The organism is uncultured Boseongicola sp. (genome assembly GCF_937988555.1).
GTDB lineage: Bacteria > Pseudomonadota > Alphaproteobacteria > Rhodobacterales > Rhodobacteraceae > Boseongicola.
The window spans coordinates 1-18,298 of the sequence record NZ_CALJXO010000387.1 but is presented as its reverse complement, the minus strand read 5'-3'; the positions used below and the strand labels follow the sequence as shown (position 1 = coordinate 18,298).

The 18,298-nt window shown below is 56.5% G+C and carries 18 protein-coding genes and 2 pseudogenes; 16 read left to right on the top strand and 4 right to left on the bottom strand.

Going from position 1 to position 18,298, the window contains the following annotated elements:
• A partial coding sequence (locus Q1B15_RS23005) for a hypothetical protein (RefSeq protein ID WP_299758518.1) occupies nt 1-385 on the top strand: 385 nt, incomplete at its 5' end.
• Nucleotides 386-451: 66 nt separating this feature from the next.
• Here the strand turns inward: Q1B15_RS23005 and Q1B15_RS23000 are convergent.
• Nucleotides 452-562: pseudogene (locus Q1B15_RS23000) on the bottom strand (sulfotransferase family 2 domain-containing protein); the annotation flags it as partial.
• Between Q1B15_RS23000 and Q1B15_RS22995 the strand changes: the two are divergent.
• The 3 genes and pseudogenes from Q1B15_RS22995 to Q1B15_RS22990 form a co-directional block, all read left to right on the top strand.
• Nucleotides 518-1,321 (top strand): annotated as a pseudogene (locus Q1B15_RS22995) (beta-1,6-N-acetylglucosaminyltransferase); the annotation flags it as partial. The pseudogenes Q1B15_RS23000 and Q1B15_RS22995 sit on opposite strands and share 45 nt — an antisense overlap.
• Nucleotides 1,243-1,515 (top strand): DUF5928 domain-containing protein, encoded by a 273-nt coding sequence (locus Q1B15_RS23610; protein ID WP_366141771.1) that lies wholly within the window; start codon nt 1,243-1,245, stop codon nt 1,513-1,515. The pseudogene Q1B15_RS22995 and the gene Q1B15_RS23610, both read left to right, overlap by 79 nt.
• Nucleotides 1,516-1,527: 12 nt before the next feature.
• Nucleotides 1,528-1,893 (top strand): HIT domain-containing protein, encoded by a 366-nt coding sequence (locus Q1B15_RS22990; protein ID WP_299758514.1) that lies wholly within the window; start codon nt 1,528-1,530, stop codon nt 1,891-1,893.
• 39 nt (nt 1,894-1,932) lie between these two features.
• Here Q1B15_RS22990 and Q1B15_RS22985 read toward each other — a convergent pair whose 3' ends face one another.
• Entirely contained in the window at nt 1,933-2,928 is a 996-nt protein-coding gene (locus Q1B15_RS22985) for an NAD(P)H-binding protein (protein ID WP_299758512.1), read from the bottom strand.
• Nucleotides 2,929-3,127: 199 nt separating this feature from the next.
• Between Q1B15_RS22985 and Q1B15_RS22980 the strand changes: the two genes are divergently transcribed.
• The 4 genes from Q1B15_RS22980 to Q1B15_RS22965 all read left to right on the top strand — a co-directional run bounded on the left by Q1B15_RS22980 (nt 3,128) and on the right by Q1B15_RS22965 (nt 7,445).
• Nucleotides 3,128-3,322, top strand: coding sequence for a zinc-finger domain-containing protein (locus Q1B15_RS22980; RefSeq protein WP_299758510.1), 195 nt, complete (start codon nt 3,128-3,130; stop codon nt 3,320-3,322).
• 105 nt (nt 3,323-3,427) lie between these two features.
• A complete protein-coding gene (locus Q1B15_RS22975) occupies nt 3,428-5,005 on the top strand; it encodes an ABC transporter substrate-binding protein (protein ID WP_299758508.1) in 1,578 nt (525 codons plus the stop codon).
• A 273-nt stretch (nt 5,006-5,278) separates the two neighbouring features.
• Nucleotides 5,279-5,656 (top strand): hypothetical protein, encoded by a 378-nt coding sequence (locus Q1B15_RS22970; RefSeq protein ID WP_299758506.1) that lies wholly within the window; start codon nt 5,279-5,281, stop codon nt 5,654-5,656.
• A 220-nt stretch (nt 5,657-5,876) separates the two neighbouring features.
• A complete protein-coding gene (locus Q1B15_RS22965; RefSeq protein WP_299758504.1) occupies nt 5,877-7,445 on the top strand; it encodes an ABC transporter substrate-binding protein in 1,569 nt (522 codons plus the stop codon).
• A 112-nt stretch (nt 7,446-7,557) separates the two neighbouring features.
• On the opposite strand, the gene Q1B15_RS22960 is transcribed toward Q1B15_RS22965, so the two are convergent.
• Complete coding sequence (locus Q1B15_RS22960) at nt 7,558-8,388, bottom strand: prephenate dehydratase (RefSeq protein ID WP_299758502.1); 831 nt, start codon at nt 8,386-8,388, stop codon at nt 7,558-7,560.
• 118 nt (nt 8,389-8,506) lie between these two features.
• Here Q1B15_RS22960 and Q1B15_RS22955 point away from each other — a divergent pair, with 118 nt between their 5' ends.
• The 5 genes from Q1B15_RS22955 (at nt 8,507) to Q1B15_RS22935 (ending at nt 14,998) form a co-directional block, all read left to right on the top strand.
• Nucleotides 8,507-9,016, top strand: a complete 510-nt coding sequence (locus Q1B15_RS22955; RefSeq protein ID WP_299758500.1) for a cytochrome c family protein — start codon at nt 8,507-8,509, stop codon at nt 9,014-9,016.
• A gap of 185 nt (nt 9,017-9,201) precedes the next feature.
• The gene (locus Q1B15_RS22950; protein ID WP_299758498.1) at nt 9,202-11,121 is read left to right on the top strand and encodes an extracellular solute-binding protein; all 1,920 of its coding nucleotides are present in this window, start codon (nt 9,202-9,204) and stop codon (nt 11,119-11,121) included.
• Between the two features lie 14 nt (nt 11,122-11,135).
• Entirely contained in the window at nt 11,136-12,215 is a 1,080-nt protein-coding gene (locus tag Q1B15_RS22945; protein WP_299758496.1) for a microcin C ABC transporter permease YejB, read from the top strand.
• A gap of 3 nt (nt 12,216-12,218) precedes the next feature.
• Nucleotides 12,219-13,397 carry an ABC transporter permease gene (locus Q1B15_RS22940; RefSeq protein WP_299758494.1) on the top strand — a complete coding sequence of 393 codons (1,179 nt, stop codon included), beginning with the start codon at nt 12,219-12,221 and terminating at the stop codon, nt 13,395-13,397.
• On the top strand, nt 13,394-14,998 hold the full coding sequence (locus Q1B15_RS22935) for an ABC transporter ATP-binding protein (RefSeq protein WP_299758492.1): 1,605 nt from the start codon (nt 13,394-13,396) through the stop codon (nt 14,996-14,998). Before Q1B15_RS22940 ends, Q1B15_RS22935 begins: the two co-directional genes overlap by 4 nt.
• 166 nt (nt 14,999-15,164) lie before the next feature.
• Here Q1B15_RS22935 and Q1B15_RS22930 read toward each other — a convergent pair whose 3' ends face one another.
• Complete coding sequence (locus Q1B15_RS22930; RefSeq protein ID WP_299758490.1) at nt 15,165-15,416, bottom strand: hypothetical protein; 252 nt, start codon at nt 15,414-15,416, stop codon at nt 15,165-15,167.
• A 239-nt stretch (nt 15,417-15,655) separates the two neighbouring features.
• On the opposite strand from Q1B15_RS22930, the gene hisC reads away from it, so the two are divergent.
• The 3 genes from hisC to Q1B15_RS22915 are packed head-to-tail and all read left to right on the top strand — an operon-like array spanning nt 15,656 to nt 18,230.
• The gene (hisC, locus tag Q1B15_RS22925) at nt 15,656-16,741 is read left to right on the top strand and encodes a histidinol-phosphate transaminase (protein ID WP_299758488.1); all 1,086 of its coding nucleotides are present in this window, start codon (nt 15,656-15,658) and stop codon (nt 16,739-16,741) included.
• Entirely contained in the window at nt 16,741-17,661 is a 921-nt protein-coding gene (locus tag Q1B15_RS22920; protein ID WP_299758486.1) for a prephenate/arogenate dehydrogenase family protein, read from the top strand. Before hisC ends, Q1B15_RS22920 begins: the two co-directional genes overlap by 1 nt.
• Entirely contained in the window at nt 17,658-18,230 is a 573-nt protein-coding gene (locus Q1B15_RS22915) for an extensin family protein (protein ID WP_299758484.1), read from the top strand. The genes Q1B15_RS22920 and Q1B15_RS22915 overlap by 4 nt, the downstream gene beginning before the upstream one ends.
• Nucleotides 18,231-18,298: the final 68 nt, after the last annotated feature.

The following is an 18,298-nucleotide window of genomic DNA, read 5'->3' as shown; positions in this document are numbered from 1 at the left end:
TGAATTTGAAGCGATGTTGTCGGACCGCGGCACGAAGATTGAGCGTTGCGGAGATATTGCGCCGCCTTCGGTCGGGGCAGAGTGGACCGCCCGCTTCAAATGGCACGACCGCCCATACGATGTGCGTGCAGAGCTGATCTCGGTAGACCCGGGTCAGGGCTATGCGATTGAAAGCAAAGGCAACGGCCTCGTTTGTATGGCGGTGGTTGATTTGCAGGCCATGTCGACATCGCAAACGCGCCTATTCGTCTCGTTTGACTTTATGGCAATGACGTTCGCCTCGAAACTGCTTTTGCAGACGCTTCGATTGACCGGGTCATCGCTTAACCGACGGCTCGACAAGCATGTGGCGGCCTACACTTCCAAGATAACGCGCCCCGCCTAACTCCCAAGTTGGGCGTGGACCTCGTCCAGATCGATCTGGCCTTTGGGTAGTTTGTTTGCCGGCATTTCTGTCGAAAAAAGACGACAGTATGCGGGTGTAGGGATGGCGCGCACAAGTAAAGGCGAGACTTTTATGTTGCTGAACGTTGTCCGTGATACGGTTTTTGCTGTCCTCCAAGCGCCGGGGAAGCCCATTATTTTGGGCAGCCTTGTTGTGTGCAGGGCTAATTGCGCCACTCTTCCCACCCAACCGAAAACCCCAAGGGTTCTTCAATGGCGCGGCTTGGGCTACACCTCTGAAAACCACGCAATAGGCAAGGAAAGACACAGGATGGTGACGATTGCCTTTATCCTTTTGTGTCACAAGGACCGCGACGCGATAACGCCGCAGGCCGAACGCCTCACTTCGGTTGGTGATAAGGTGGCGACACATTTCTATTTGCTGTCTGGCGATTGCATGCGGATCAAAAGTGCGGATTATATTCATGATTACCTCGACGCGCGTGACGTAGATGGCATTGAAATATTTGACGTTTTTGAAGACGGTTGGGTTAAAACGGGCTTTTGCGACGAGCGATTGGTCTATCGCCATCTTTTTAATGAACGTAGTCAGCCCAAGGGTTGCTATGCCTCTAGGAAGGTGCAGCAAACCTTGAGTTGGAAGCGGAGTATTCCGTCCCAATTGCCCGTGAGGATCGGCTCGCTGTGGTGGTGTTTCAGGCGCCAGTGCGTTGAGGCGATCTTGGAGTTTATTGACCAGGGGAAAGACATTGAATGGTTCTTCGGCGCGACCTGGTTACCGGACGAGACGTTTTTTCAGGCGCTGGCACGCCATTTTATTCCGGAGGTGGAAAGTGATTGCCGCACACCGACGATCACCTGCAAGGACATACGCGCCGCGTTGGCCTGGCACGCGAGAGGACGACAGCCACGAATTTCGAGGCTTTGCCGCCAATTCCCCGCAATGATCTGGCCCGCGAGATTGAGGCGAAACGCGATCAGCAGTTCCCCAAATTCTATCGTATCCGCAAGAATGTTGCGCCTGAGGACAGTGCGGATCCCCTTGCCAAGCTTTTAGGGATCGAACAGGAAAAAGCGCTTGAGATTGCCCGAAACATTATCTTTTTCTGACTGAGGAAAGCCATGACCTACGTTTATGACGACACTAATATCTTCGCGATGATCCTGCGAGGAGATATCCCGAATTCTACAGTGACCGAAACTGATTACAGCCTGGCCTTTCGTGATATCAACCCACAGTCGCCGGTGCATATCTTACTGATTCCAAAAGGGAAGTACGTCACAATCGACGATTTTGCTGCGAACGCGGGTCTTGAAGAAGTCGCGGACTTCTGGCGGACATTCGCCGCAATTATCGACGGCGAAGGGCTTCAGCAGAAAGGGTTTCGGGTTATTTCAAACGCCGGGGAGCACGGTCTGCAAGAGGTGCCGCATTTTCATCTGCATATTCTTGGTGGCAAGGCTTTGGGGCCGATCCTTGCGCAGTAGTGTGCTGAGGTAAGCGACCACTGACTTTTGGGCTGGCAGTCAAAACACCGCTTGCGCGCCCAAATTGACAGTTTCCTTGCCCGCGACCACGTCAGCGTAGAAATCAAATAGCCTGTCCTCGCCGAATTCCGGCGTGGCATCGGTGTCGTAAAGGCCTGTGTTCTTGTCAAAGACCAGCATCGATTCTGTGGCATAGTAACGACCGATTTGTGCGAGGTCCGCTTTGACGCCCAGGTCAGACTTCATCCGGCTGGCAAGGCGTAGTCCCCCCGCGATCACATCCAACATTGCGACGGGGACTTTGCGGTATTTCTCGGGTTGTCCGGTTAATCTGAAGATCTCGCGGCCCATTTCAAGCGGGGTCAGCGCGGGGCCGGGCCCACCGATGGGAAGGATACGGTTCCTGCGATCCGGGGCGTCAATGCAGCCAGCGATGAACGTTCCGAGATCACGGTCGCTGATCGGTTTACACGCGGTCAACTGCCCGTCGCCAAACATCAGATAAGGCTTGCCTGCGGTGACACGCGCGATCTGACCCGAAAGCGATTTGAAGAATGCAGTGGGTCGTACGATGGTCCAATTCAGCCCCGAGGCCACCAGTTTCTCTTCTAATGCTAATTTGGCGTGTTGGAAGGCGAGAAGTGGCTTTTGCACGCAAATCGCCGACAGCAGAATGAAATGCCCCACGCCTGACGCCTTGGCCCGTTCCAACAAGGCGACGTTGGCGTCGTGGTCAATTGCCCAGGCGTCCGCAGGCGCGCCGGTGCGCGAAGCGATGCACGAGACAAGGACGTCATAGGTCTCGCCCGCAAAACCGTAGTCACGAAGTGCTGCAGTGTCGGTGATGTTGGCAAAATGCAGGCGTGCGCCGGGCGCGACAGGGTCTTCGTTTTCTGGCCGCACAATACAGGTGACGTGATGGCCGGCGGCAATTAAAGCCGTCTTTGTGGCGCGCCCGGCAGTACCGGTCGCGCCGACGACAAGGACGCGGCGGGGCAAGTTGCCGTGTGAACTGGGAGGCGGTTGGTGTGGCATCAGTCTTTATATCGGCTAAAATTCGTTAGGGGTTTGTCTGGAGCATATAGGAAGGTGGCTTGATGGTTAACGGCCTTTGCCTGGCACTCAACCATCGTTAAGGGAGGGTCTTAATCACCACTGCTGTGCGACGGGCCTTGCTCGCAGGGGCGGCATGGCTAAGATACCCGTCTAGACCTTCAAGCGCGAGACTTTTTCAATGTCCAATACCCCCGAAGCCAATGTGGGCAATCCGCCCCCTGAAACCGAAACGGTGACAAGCGCCCGTATCGCCTGTGATGGGGGCGAGGGGGCGTTGGGACATCCGCGTGTCTGGCTTCAGATCGACCCCAAAACTGGTTGGGTTGAATGTGGGTACTGCGATAAGCGATTTGTGCAAGACGAAGGCACTTAGCCGCCGCCGTCCATTTTCCATGACATCCCTGGCGGCATACGCTTGACTTCCCAGCTTCGGACCGGAAGTCTGTTTTGTTGTTACACATATCAGGGAGACATTCATATGGCAGTTCGCCACCTACTTATTGCAGCCTCCGGGCTGGCGCTTGTCGCTGGTTCGGTTTCGGCTGAAACACTCCGTTGGGCGCGCGCGGGCGACGCGTTGACGCTTGATCCGCACGCTCAAAACGAGGGACCAACCTCGGCACTTGCACACCAGATCATGGAACCGCTCGTCATGCGCGACATGACAGGTGCAATGGTGCCGGCACTTGCTACGGATTGGGGTCCGTCGGTTGATGACCCGAATATCTGGGTTTTCAACCTGCGCGAGGGCGTGACGTTCCACGATGGCGCCGCGTTTGATAGCGAAGACGTGAAGTTCAGCCTGGATCGGGCAATGACACCAGATTCTGACTATAAAGAGCTTTTGGCGTCGGTCGTCGAAGTGCGGGCGCCTTCGGCTTATGTTGTAGAGATCGTGACCGATGGTCCGAATCCAATTATGCCAAATAACCTGACCAATATGTTCATGATGGACAAAGACTGGGCCGAGGCGAACAACGCTGCAAAGGTTCAGGATTATGAAGGCGGTGAAGATACGTTTGCGGCGAAGAATGCAAACGGCACCGGCCCATACAAGCTGATCAGCCGCGAACCCGATGTCCGCACGGTTCTCGAAATTAACGAGAATTACTGGGGAACGGGCGAATTTCCGATGGAAATAACCCGGATCGAATATACGCCGATCCAGAACGCGGCGACCCGCGTTGCGGCGTTGTTGTCAGGCGAAGTAGACTTTGTGCAAGACGTGCCTGTGCAAGACCTTGAGCGCGTGGCGAGCACAGATGGTCTGGAAGTGCGGACAGCACCACAGAACCGCGTGATCTTCTTTGGCATGAACATGGGCGACGCGGACCTGGCCAACGACAGTGTCGAAGGCAAGAACCCACTTGCGGATGTCCGCGTGCGGACAGCAATGAACATCGCGATTAACCGCGATGCGATCAAACAGGTCGTTATGCGGGATCAATCGCAGCCGGCGGGTATGATCTCACCGCCATTCGTCAATGGTTGGACGGCTGAGCTTGATGCTTCCGTTACCGACATCGAGCGCGCAAAAGCACTTATGGGCGAGGCCGGATATGGCGATGGGTTCAGCATTCAGCTGGATTGCCCGAACGACCGCTATATCAATGACGAAGCGATCTGTCAGGCGTCGGTTGGCATGCTTGCGCAAATCGGCGTGACGGTGAACCTTGATGCCAAACCAAAGGCTCAGCACTTCCCACTGATCAACAACCTTGAAACCGACTTCTACATGTTGGGCTGGGGTGTTCCGACCTACGATTCCGAGTACATCTTCAACTTCCTCGCGCACACCAAAGGCGAGAAGTACGGCTCATGGAACGGAACACGCTATTCCAACCCTGAGTTGGATGCGCAGATCGTTGCATTGGCATCGGAGACTGACCTCGACAAGCGGAATGGCATGATCGCGGATATCTGGTCCGTTGTGCAGGAACAGCAGCTCTACATTCCGATCCACCATCAGGTTCTGAACTGGGGCATGTCTGACAATGTCAGCACGATTGTTGCGCCCGATGACACGGCGAAATTCAAGTACTTCACCTTGAACTAACAGCTTTCCGGGTGGGCACATCTTGATATGTGGCCGCCCGGTTTTCCACTGAAAAACACTTCTTTCCAGGTGGTTGGCGGCTTTCGGTGTATGTCTCTTTGTAAGACACAAGATAGTCGAATGAGAGAAGGAGAATTTGGGGGATTTTTCTGGAAGCGCCGGTCATCATCGGCGCGCTACCAGTCTGGTGTGTGTGCTCATGCTTGAGCGATCTTCAGTGATAAGCCTCTCAGCATTAAATTTGCATGTTTTGACCTTGGGGACCTCGGCCTCTTGGACGGTGCTTTCGAGCGCGGGTCCGACATAGTCACCCGAACCGCAGGTGTGATACGTCAGGCGCCTGGCGCTTTCTTTTGTGTTTTGGAAGATGAACGCTTTTCGGGTTTCGTGCGGTCACAGTTTCTGACGCGCGATAGCGACCTGCTGGCGGACCGATATGCGCAGGAAAATTCAATGTTTGCCGGCATCGTTGAGCGTGGCGCAGGTGTGCGGATTGCTGACCTAAGTGAGCTTCCCGAGTTTGAAGCCGCATTCGAGCGTCCGTGCTGCCATTTAAATGCGTGCTCGACGAACCTGTATTTGGCCCCGCGCGCGGCTAATTGGTGCGCTGATCGTGGTGAGCAGCGTACCTCGCAAATGGGCCGAGATTGAGTGCCTGGAATTGAAGGATCAGGCCCATCTTCTGTCGCGGCACTTGAAACACTAAAACCTATCCAGCAAGAGCCAACCGTCGTCTCTCAAGGCCCGCAGTTCCGGAACTAGGCAACCCGTCCTCACATTTCCTTGAGTTCCCTGTTGATCTGCCCGCCTTCGGAGTAGGACAGGACGTCACATGCGGTCACACGAACCGCAGTTCCATGGGAGAAAACGTATGACACGACTACTCACAACGGCCGCCGCCCTTGCTTTGGTGGCGACGCAAGTATCTGCGGCTGAGTTCCGCTGGGCCGGAAAGACCGATCCACAAACAATGGACCCGCACGCCGTAAGCTCCGCCCCCGTGTTGGGCTTCTTGAACAACGTTTATGACGGGCTGGTGCGCATGTCGAAAGACATGACGCTTGAGCCGTCGCTTGCCACGGCGTGGGAGCCGATAGGTGAGGGCGAAGGCTGGCGATTTACACTCCGTGAAGGGGTCACATTCCATGACGGGTCAGCCTTTGATGCCGAAGATGTCATGTTCTCCTATGAGCGGGCTTCGAGCGAGTCTGCTGATGTGCGCAGCTGGTTTTCGTCCGTGACGGGCGTCACAGTTGTCGATGATTTCACGGTTGAGATGTACACATCTGCACCGAACCCGCTGTTTCCTGCATCCATCGCCAACTGGATGATGATGGACAAGGGCTGGAGTGAAGCGAACAATGCCGCGCGTCCGGACAAGGAGGCCGGAAACTTTGCCACTCTGAACGTGAATGGCACCGGTGCTTTCAAAATTCAGGGCCGCCAACCGGGCCTGTCGACGACTTTGGTGCCGCACGAAGCTTTCTGGGATGAGGTCGAGCACAACATCACGTTAGCGACGTTCACACCGATCCAGAATTCGGCGACTGCCGTTGCGGCTTTATTGTCGGGGGACGTCGATTTTATTGAACCTGTGCCAATCCAGGATGCCGCGCGTTTAGAGTCTAGTGATGGAATCACCATTATTCGCGGGATTGAAACACGGGTTCTGATGCTTGGGTTTGCACATGGTGCAGACACGCTGAAGTACGGTGCAAGCGCGGGTGATGCGAACCCGTTCCAGGATGTTCGTGTGCGCGAGGCGGTGGCCAAGGCAATCAACGTCGACGCCATCCTGCAAACGATCTGGCGCGGCAACGCGGCCGCGGCAAGCCAGCTGGTTACACCAGCCATGAGCGGTTATTCGACAGCCAACGACGCGCGTCCGGCATTTGATGTTGAAGGTGCTAAGGCGCTTCTGGCGGATGCGGGATATGCAGACGGATTTGGCTTCGGCCTAAAATGTCCGAACGACCGGTATCCAAATGACGAGTCTGTCTGTCAGGCAATCACGTCAATGCTGGCGCAGATTGGTATTTCGGTCGAGTTGGATGCGATGCCGGTCTCCAACTATTGGCCAGAGCTGCGCGAAGACAACTTCGATATGTACCTTCTGGGCTGGTCGCCTGGTGGTTCGATGGACCATGAGCATCCGCTTCGCTTCCTTGCCTCCACGCCGAATTCTGAAAAGCGTCTGGGGTCATGGAACTTTGGCGACTATTCCAATGCGCGGCTTGATGAGTTGTTGCCGATGATCCAGGCCGAACTTGATCCGGCAGCACGTCAGGCGATGATTGATGAAGTCGTGGGCCTTTATCAGTCCGAGCATGCCTATGTGCCGCTTTATGTGCAGCCATTGGTTTGGGGCACGCGGGACAATATCGAAATGACACAACGCCCGGATAACTTCTTTATCCTGCGCTGGGTGACAGTCAACTAAGGGGCAGGCAAAAAAGGGGCGGGGGACGCTGTCCCCGCGCACGCCTGAGATATTTCTGAAAGAGTGAAGGGCTCCCTTGGTTGGGGGCCCTTTTTTATTGCAAGGCACGAGCCTAGCGGCGTTTTGGATCCGCGGGATAGACGCCGAGGATTTTGATCTCGGAGGTGAAATACTCAAGCTCGGCCAAGGCCAATTGCACGTTCTTGTCGTCGGGGTGACCTTCGACGTCGGCGTAAAACTGTGTGGCCGAGAACGAGCCGTCGACCATGTAGCTTTCCAACTTAGTCATGTTGACGCTGTTTGTCGCGAAACCTCCCATTGCTTTGTAGAGCGCCGCAGGAATGTTACGAACACGGAAGACGAAGGTCGTCGTCATAGTGTCGCCGCGACGGGAGAGGTCCGGTGTTTTCGACATCACGAGGAAGCGTGTCGTGTTGTGGTCTTCGTCTTCGATATGACGGGCGAGCACCTCAAGGCCGTAGACATCTGCGGCCAGTTCCGACGCAAGGGCAGCCACAGTCTTATCGCCGGCTTCCGCGACATCGCGTGCAGCGCGGGCATTGTCGGTGCTAACAGCCCCGCGCACTTTGTTGGCTTGCAGCCAGCGCGTGCATTGGGGCAGCAGAACAAGATGTGAATAGGCGGTTTTGATGTCGCTGACTTTTGCGCCAGGGACGCCGAGTACGTTGATATGTACGCGCACGAATGCTTCGTCAACGATGTGAAGGCCGCTGGCAGGCAACAACCGATGAATGTCGGCCACACGTCCGTAGGTGGTGTTTTCGACCGGCAGCATGGCAAGCTCGGCCGCGCCCGAATTCACCGCCTCGATCACGTCTTCGAAGGTGCGGCAGGGCATCGGTTCGTGTTCGGGACGCGTCTCGACGCAAGCCTGATGGGAATAGGCGCCGGGCTCTCCCTGGAATGCAATACGTGCGCTCATCTCGTGGTTTATCCGACCCGTTGTGACAAAAAGGCTTTTCGCCGCAGGTGTTATCGCTTGAAGCCTAACATGGGAAGCGGATAGATAACTGCTAAACTCTGAGAGAACGGGACGCGACATGTTCGACACGATGACATTGACTAAAGCGATAGGCGGCCTGTGCGGCACTTTCCTAGTCTTCCTGCTTGGCGGCTTTGCGGCGGAATTTATCTATCACCCGAGCCATGGCGATGACCACCATCAGGCCTACACCATCGAGATCGAAAGTGATGCGCCTGCGGAAGAGGTCATTGAGATTGCTTTTGCCGATGTCTTCGCTGCTTCCGATGCTGGCGCGGGCGAGCGGCTTTGGCGTCAGTGTCAGGCGTGCCACAAGTTGGAATCGGGTGCGAACGGCACTGGTCCCTATCTTGCCAACGTTGTCGGTCGCGATATCGGAACAGCGCAGGGCTATGCGTATTCGACCGCGATGGCCGAGTTTGCGGGCGACTGGACACCTGAGGCGCTGAATGAATTTCTGACATCGCCGTCTGACTATATCGACGGCACGAAGATGAGCTACCGTGGCATGGCCGATATCGAAGATCGCGCGAACTTGATCGCGTATCTCGAAGGTGCTGGCGGATAACCTTTTTATCACGTTTTTGGTACTATGGGGTCGGTCGCTGTTGCGTCTGGCCCTTTTGCTGCGCACGGTGTCTTCACCAAATATTCAGTGCTCAGGCCTTGAAAATTAGACAAATGAAAAATTAGCTACATTTCTGAATGTACGCCCGGATCTATCGGGTTGGACCGAGATGGAGGACACGACCGATGACGCGACGCCGCCCCCGCGCCCTAGCTATTTCTGCCAGCCGTGAAACAGACAGATCAGTTTTGAAATGGGTTGGCCTTGCCGGACTGGTTGCAGGTTCGATACTTGCGACTGTGTCGCTGGCGCGCGCTGAGGGACACGAAGAGGTGACGGTCACCCACGCATTCTCGAATTTCGGATCGTTGAAATACGGTCCCGATTTTCCACATTTGAACTACGTGAACCCAGATGCGCCCAAGGGCGGCGAGATCAGCACTTGGGCGCAGGGTAACTTCGACAGCTTCAACAACTACACCCGCAAAGGGGTGCCGGGCTCCGGTATGGCTTTGTTGTTCGAGAACGTCTTGGTCTCGACGGCTGACGATGCATATGGCACTTATTGCTATCTGTGCACCACGATGGAATTCCCCGAGAGCAAGGATTGGGTGATCTTCAATTTGCGCGAAGACGTCACTTTCGCGGATGGAACGCCTGCAACGGCCGAGGACGCGAAGTTTACCTTTGATTTGTTCATGGAGCAGGGCCTGCCCGAGTACGTGAATGTTGTGAAGGGTTTTGTTAGCTCGGTCGAACTTTTGGACACCTACCGCATCAAATATAATTTTGCCGAAAAAGCGCCTCGGCGCGAAGTTATTGGCTTTGCCGGGGGCATTCCGGTGTTCTCGAAGGCGTGGTTTGAAGAAAGCGGCGCGCGCATTGATGAAAGCACGCTAGAGCCGTTTCTTGGCACAGGGCCATATGTTCTTGAAAGCTTCGATGTGGGAAGGCAGATCATCTACGCCCGCAACCCAAACTTTTGGGGCGCGGACAATCCGTTCAACGTTGGTCAGAATAATTTTGACCGCGTCCGCTATGAGTATTTCGCCGACAGCTCAGCGGCGCTGGAGGCCTTTAAGGCCGGGGAATATACGTTCCGTATCGAAAATTCCTCGAAGGATTGGGCGACCGGGTACGATTTTCCGGGCGTGGCCAATGGCTCGATCGTCAAAGCGGAGTTGCCGAACGGGAACATCGGGACGGCGCAATCCTTTATCTTCAACCTGCGCCGCCCGGAATGGCAGGACCCACGGACCCGCGAAGCGGTTCGCTTGATGTTCAACTTTGAATTCTCAAATGAATCTCTGTTTTTCGGACTGTACGAGCGGGTGAATTCCTTCTGGGAGAACTCCGAGCTTGAAGCAACGGGCACGCCAAGCGCCGAAGAGATCGCAATTTTGCAACCGTTGGTAAATGAGGGTCTGTTGGATGCGTCGATCCTTTCGCAAGAAGCAGTTATGGCGCCCACAAGTGGCCCGCGCAACTTTGACCGGCGCAACTTGCGTCGTGCGGCAGGCTTGCTGGATGAGGCAGGCTGGATCACCGGAGATGACGGCATACGGCGCAAGGATGGGCAGGTTCTGGACCTTGTCCTGTTGTCGTTCAGCCCGGCGTTTGACCGGATCATCAACCCTTACATCGAGAACTTAAAGCGACTGGGAATTGATGCAGTGCTGGAGCGCGTCGACATCAGCCAGTATATCGACCGTCGCAGGACGTCGGATTATGATTTGGTAAATCACACGTTTTCCATGGGCTTTGAGCCGGGATTTGGTTTGCGCCAGTGGTATGGCTCGGAGACAGCCGAGGACAGCTCACGCAATCTGATGGGCCTACAAAACGAGGCCGTCGACCGGCTTTTGGAAGTGGTGATTGCAGCCAAGACGCAGGAGGAGTTGACCACGGCAACCCACGCTCTTGATCGCACGTTGCGGGCCGAAGCGTTTTGGGTTCAGCAGTGGTTTAAGCCTGAATATTGGACCGCCTACTACAACATGTTCAAACATCCGGAAGACATTCCTCCGTTCGGTCTTGGCCAGTTTAGCTGGTGGTGGCATGACGCCGACGCCGAGGCTCTCCTGCGCGAGCAGGGCGCCCTTTAAGGGACGGCGGGGCCATGGGCGCATATATTCTCCGACGGCTTTTGCTGATCATTCCGACGCTGTTCGGGATCATGGTTATCAATTTCACACTGACACAGTTTGTGCCCGGTGGCCCGATTGAGCAGATTATCGCGAACCTTGAAGGACAGGGCGATGTGTTTGAAAGCATCTCTGGTGGTGGCTCCGAGACCTTTGAGACGCAGGGCGACGGTGGCTATGTCGGCGCGCGGGGTTTGCCGCAGGAGTTTATCGACGAGCTTGAAAAAGAGTTCGGGTTCGACAAGCCTGCCCATATCCGTTTCGCCCTGATGCTGTGGAACTACGTTCGGTTTGATTTCGGAGAGAGCTATTTTCGGTCAATCAGCGTGATTGATCTCGTGGCCGAGAAGATGCCTGTGTCGATCACGCTTGGTCTTTGGTCGACCGTCATCGCCTATCTGATCTCTATCCCGCTTGGCATCCGCAAGGCGGTGCGTGACGGGTCCAGTTTCGATACCTGGACCAGCGGGCTGATTATCGTGGCCTATGCAATACCCGGATTTTTGTTTGCGATCATGTTGCTCGTATTGTTCGCAGGCGGGTCCTATTTCCAGTGGTTCCCACTGCGTGGTCTCACGTCGGACAACTTCGACAACCTGTCGGTCGGGGGCAAGGTGGTTGATTACCTCTGGCACATCACGCTGCCGGTTCTGGCATCCTCTATTTCCGGTTTTGCTACGCTTACTTTACTAACGAAGAACAGTTTCCTAGACGAGATCAAAAAACAGTATGTGGTGACGGCAAAAGCCAAGGGTCTGTCGGAATCGCAGGTGCTTTATGGCCACGTGTTCCGCAATGCCATGCTGATCGTCATTGCGGGCTTTCCGTCGCTGTTCATCGGGATTTTCTTTGGCTCAAGCCTGATTATCGAGACGATCTTCTCGCTGGATGGATTGGGGCGCCTGGGCTTTGAGGCCGCCGTTGCACGCGATTATCCGGTGATCTTCGGCACGCTCTTTGCGTTCGGTCTTGTCGGCCTTGTCGTCGGTATTCTGTCGGACCTTATGTATGTTTTCGTCGATCCCCGCATCGACTTTGAAAAGCGGGAGGTTTGAGCCATGGCGATGCCCGATCCCGCTTTGGACGCGGCTGAAACGCCTGTGGCCGAGGATGCTCCGCGTCGCCGACCGTGGTTGTCGCCTTTGAACCAGCGCCGGTGGCGCAATTTCACCCGCAACCGGCGGGCCTATTGGTCGCTGATTATCTTTTCGGTCCTCTTTGGCCTGAGCCTGATGGCCGAGTTTATCGCCAACGATAAGCCAATCCTCGTCAGCTATCGCGGCGAGATTTATATGCCGATCTTCAATTTCTACCCCGAGACCGAGTTCGGGGGCGATCTGCCGATCGAGGCGCAATATCAGTATGAAGACGTTGAATGCCTTATCCGTACCGGTGGTATCGAGGCCTGTTATGACGATCCTGAAGGCATCCTGGCCGAGGTCGAGGAAACAGGCCAGATTGATGGTGTGGATGTCGAGGACGGCTGGCTTTTGTGGCCGGTGATCCCCTACCGATACGACACGATTGTGGACATTCGCGGCGCGGCGCCAAGCGCTCCTGACAGCAATAACTGGCTGGGAACGGACGACACCAAGCGGGATGTCACGGCGCGGGTAATCTATGGGTTCCGATTGTCGATCGTGTTCACGCTGATCGTCACGGTGTTTGCCAGCATTATTGGCATCGCTGCGGGGGCCGTGCAGGGCTATTTCGGCGGATGGCTCGATCTTGTGTTCCAGCGTATTCTCGAGATCTGGTCATCAACGCCGTCGCTTTACGTGATCATCATCATGTTTGCGATATTCGGACGCAGTTTTTGGATGCTGGTAATTTTGTCGGTGCTGTTTGGCTGGCCGTCTTTAGTTGGCGTGGTACGGGCTGAATTCCTTCGGGCGCGGAACTTTGAATATGTGCGTGCGGCGCGCGCTTTGGGCGTGTCGAACGCCACGATCATGTTCCGCCACATGCTGCCAAACGCGATGGTCGCAACCGTCACGCTTTTGCCGTTCATCATCACCGGCACAATCGGTGGCCTCGCCTCGTTGGATTTCCTCGGCTACGGCCTGCCGTCCTCGGCCCCGTCGTTGGGAGAGTTGACCTTGCAGGCGAAACAGAACCTGCAAGCGCCGTGGCTGGCGTTCACCGGGTTCTTTACCTTTGCAATAATGCTATCGTTGCTGGTCTTCATCTTTGAGGGCGTGCGAGATGCTTTCGACCCACGGAAGACCTTCCAATGAGCGGTGAAGTTGTTCTGAACGTGCAGGGCCTGAACGTACACTTCCGACAGGACGGTGCGCTGATCCATGCGGTGCGCGACGTGAGCTTTGATCTGCGCCGGGGCGAGACGGTCGCGTTGGTTGGCGAAAGCGGCTCCGGCAAATCGGTGACGGCTCTGTCGACCGTGTCCTTACTGGGTGATAGCGCCGAGATTTCCGGTTCGATCACTTACGAGGGCGCCGAAATGGTCGGTGCAGATGAGGCCGAGTTGCGTCGTGTGCGCGGCAATGACATCTCGTTCATCTTTCAGGAACCCATGACGTCGCTGAACCCGCTGCATACGATTGAAAAACAACTTGCGGAAGCCGTCGCTCTTCATCAGGGCATGCGCGGCGATCCAGCACGCGTTCGGATCATCGAGCTTCTTGAACAGGTCGGCATTCCAAACCCAGAGCTGCGGCTTGGGGCCTATCCGCACCAATTGTCCGGTGGGCAGCGTCAACGTGTGATGATCGCAATGGCGCTGGCGAATAGACCCGAGTTGTTGATCGCGGACGAACCGACAACGGCTTTGGACGTGACTATTCAGGCGCAGATCCTTGAATTGCTGGCCGAGTTGAAAGAACGGCTTGGAATGTCGATGCTGTTCATCACGCATGATCTGGGGATCGTACGGAAGTTTGCCGACCGTGTCTGCGTGATGAAAGACGGCGAAATCGTTGAGCGCGGCGACACAGCTGAAATATTCTCGGCGCCGTCGCATCCTTATACGCAAATGCTGCTTAGCGCAGAATCGACCGGAACCCCGTTGCCGGTGCCTACTGGCGCCGAAGTGATCGCAGAAACGGATGCTTTGCGTATTTGGTTCCCGATCCAGCGCGGCCTGATGAAGCGGACCGTAGGACACATCAAAGCGGTCAATGCGGCGACGTTGTCCGTCCGCGCCGGAGAGACAGTTGGGATTGTGGGAGAAAGCGGGTCGGGCAAGACGACCCTGGCTTTGGCGATCATGCGTCTGATCTCGTCCGATGGTCCTGTAAGTTTCATGGGGCAGAACATTCAGGGTCTTAAGTCGCGCGAGATGCGACCTCTCAGGGCTGGTATGCAGATCGTGTTTCAGGACCCCTATGGTTCTCTTAGCCCTCGGATGACGGTGGAAGAAATTATCTCGGAGGGACTGACAATCCACGACGTGGATGCCGGACGTGACAGGCGCGAAATGGTGGCCGAGATCATGGAAGAGGTGGGTTTGCTGCCTGAGATGATGCACCGCTACCCGCATGAGTTTTCTGGCGGCCAGCGGCAAAGGATCGCGATTGCGCGCGCAATGGTGCTGCGCCCCAAACTGGTCGTCCTGGACGAGCCGACCTCGGCCTTGGACATGACAGTTCAGGTGCAAATCGTGGATTTACTGAGGTCTTTGCAGCAGAAATACGGCCTGGCGTATCTGTTCATCAGCCATGACCTGAAGGTCGTGCGCGCCCTTAGTCACAAAGTGATTGTGATGAAGGAAGGCGACGTGGTGGAACACGGAGACGCAGGCCAGGTGTTTGATGCGCCGCGCTCGGATTATACCAAGGCGCTGATGGCGGCCGCTTTCGAGGTTAAGGCCGCGTCCTAGAAGGCTGGCTGGTGCAATAATCGTAACCCGCGCTATGCAGGTATTTTTGAAAAGGTGACAGGGGATTGGGCGGCGCCCAGGGTGAAGCGGCGTTGGGGTTAACCTTTGTTAAGATTACCGTGGCTAGGAGGGATGGGGTTACAGCTTTAACCCCGGTGTGGTCTGTCTAGATGCGTTGCGCGACGATGCCTCGGCTTGTGCGCGATGGAGCGCCTGACGGAAAGGCGTCAGCGCTTTCGATCTCGAACCCGACATCTTTGACAAGTGCGTGGATTTCTTCCCGAGCGAAGGTGCGATGGCGCCATTGCAGCCAGATGATAGCGTTGCACCAATGCGGCGTTGACTCAACAAGGCGAAGACGGTCACCGGGGACCAGGAGGTCGCGCATTTGCTTCAGCGCATCACCGATGTCGGTCACTTTTGCGCCGGGTATTGGTCGTGGTCCCGGAGCGGACAAAACCCGAGATAGCCGTCGTAGTATCCCAGCGCGCGCATCTTGTCGCGCCAGCGGCCAGCGGCATGATGCGAGCGCTCGGTAAGGTCTGGCGCGGTATCGCTGATGTGGTCAGAGTGCCATGATCTGCGGGTGTGCGCCAGATCGCCGCTAGCTTTGCCGCAGTCTCGCCGTTAGGAAGAAACGGACTTGGAACGAGAGCAATGACCCATTCGATAAGACCCCAACCCGGCATTGAAGATATCGTGCTTTATAAGGGCGGCGAGAGCCGGCTGGACGGGCATGATGAGGTGTTGAAGCTCAGTTCGAACGAGAACCCGTTCGGCCCGCCTGAGACGGCAAAGGCGGCTTTGATCGCGACCGCTTCGACGCTGCATCGGTATCCGTCGTCGGATCACGCGGGTTTGCGCGGTGCGATTGCCGAAGTGCATGGGCTGGATGCGGCGCGGGTGATTTGCGGCGCCGGATCGGACGAGATTCTAACGTTTCTCTGTCAGGCCTACGCGGGTCCGGGGCTTGAAGTGATCTATACCGAGCATGGGTTCTCCATGTACCGCATTCTTGCGCTGGGCGCAGGGGCGACACCGGTTGTTGTGCCCGAGCGTGACCGCGTTGTGGATGTTGATGCCATTCTCGAAGCTGTGACGAACGCGACGCGACTTGTGTTTCTGACGAACCCCGGAAACCCAACGGGTACGATGATCAGCGCGGATGATCTGACACGGTTGGCCGAGAGCCTGCCGGATCATGTGTTGCTGGTGCTGGATGGGGCCTATGTCGAGTTTGCCGAGGGCTATGATGGTGGCGCGTCGATTGTCGATGCGAGCGAGACCGTGGTGATGACGCGGACGTTTTCTAAGCTTTATGGACTTGGCGGATTGCGTGTCGGTTGGGGTTACGGCCCGGCCCATGTTATTGACACTCTGAACCGTCTGCGCGGCCCGTTTAATCTTGGTGTGACGCAGCTTGCCACGGCCGAAGCTGCCATTCGGGATCGTGCGTTTGCAGAACACTATCGGTCCGAGAACGCGCGGCTTCGCACTTGGCTTGCCAAGGCGTTGGCGGCGTTGGGTGTGCCGTCTGACCCTAGCCACGCAAACTACATTCTGGCGCGTTTTCATGATGCGGAACAGGCGAACGCTTGCGAAGCCTCATTGCGCACAAAAGGTATTCTGGTGCGAAAAGTCGCAGGGTATGGATTGCCCAATTGCTTGCGGATCACCATTGGAACCGAAGCAGACTGCGCGCGGGTCCGAAATGCGATCCAACAATTTCTGGAGGGAGCGTGATGACTCAGATCTATGAACGCGTTGCGCTGATCGGGTTGGGTTTGATTGCGTCGTCCATGGCTCACGCCATGCGGCGCGCGGGGCTCGCTGGCGAGATTGTTGGTACGGCCCGCTCGGCCGAGACACGCGATATCACCCGGGAACTTGGGTTTTGCGACCGGGTGGTCGACACCGTGACCGAAGCTGTCGAAGGCGCGGATCTTGTGGTACTGGCGGTGCCGATTGGCGTGATGAGCGAAGTCGCCCGCGAGATCGGGCCGCATCTGGCCAAAGGCGCCACCGTCACTGATGTTGGATCGGTCAAGCGCGCCGTGTTGGATGCCGTTTCGCCGCATATTCCTGATAATGTTGAGTTTATCCCCGGTCACCCACTGGCCGGTACCGAGCATTCCGGACCCCGTTCGGGTTTTGCGGAATTGTTCGAGAACCGTTTTTGTATCTTGGTGCCAAGCGAAAATGCGGACGTCGATGCGGTTGACCGACTGACGGTATTTTGGGAGGGAATGGGCGCGAATGTCGAGACCATGGACGTCGATCACCACGATCTCGTGTTAGCCGTCACAAGCCATACGCCGCACCTCATTGCCTACACGATGGTCGGTGTGGCCGATGATCTGAGACGGGTGACCGACAGCGAAGTTATCAAATACTCGGCTGCGGGCTTTCGGGATTTCACCCGGATTGCAGCGTCTGATCCAACGATGTGGCGCGATGTATTTTTGAACAACAAAGAAGCGACGTTGGAAGTTCTGGGACGGTTTACCGAGGAATTGTTTGCGTTGCAGCGCGCGATCCGCACAGGCGATGGAGAGCATTTATTTGACTACTTTTCGCACACGCGCGCGATCCGCCGCGGCATTGTGGAGGCCGGGCAGGATACCGATGCACCAGACTTTGGCCGGATGGGGAAGAAGTCATGAAACAGATCATTGCAAGCCTCGCCCTTTTGGTGATGGTCGCCTGTGGCGGCGGTGATGGCGGCGCAAATCTGCCGGGGCTGGTTGCCACAAAGCGCGCGCCGGTCACTGGTCCGGGCGGCTGCGGTGTGCGCGATGCCTGGGTTGTGACGGAAGTTGCGGGCGTGCGGTTGTCGCGACCTGCCATTATGACGATGCAAACCGCGCGGGCCTTGGATCGCTGGGTGCGGTCGGGGGCAGTGCCTGCGATTGGGCGCCGGGGCGGCGGTCTTGCCGAACTGACAGTTGCAGCCCATTACGCTTGCCGCTCTCGCAACAGCCGACCCGGTGCGCGTTTGTCCGAGCATGCGCAAGGCCGCGCGATTGATATTTCAAGCTTTGTACTGGCAAGCGGAGAGCGCATCAGCGTGCTGCGTGGGTGGCGCGGCGACGACTCTCGTGTGTTGCGGCGCATGCATCGCGCGGCTTGCGGACCTTTCGGAACCGTTCTGGGGCCGGAGGCTGATCGCCATCATCAGGATCACCTCCACTTTGACGTCGCCGACTATCGAAGTGGTCCCTACTGCCGCTAGCGGATGATGATCTTCGGCGCGCGACCCAGCGGTATCGGGCCCAAGAAAACCGTGCCGGAGCGAAACGC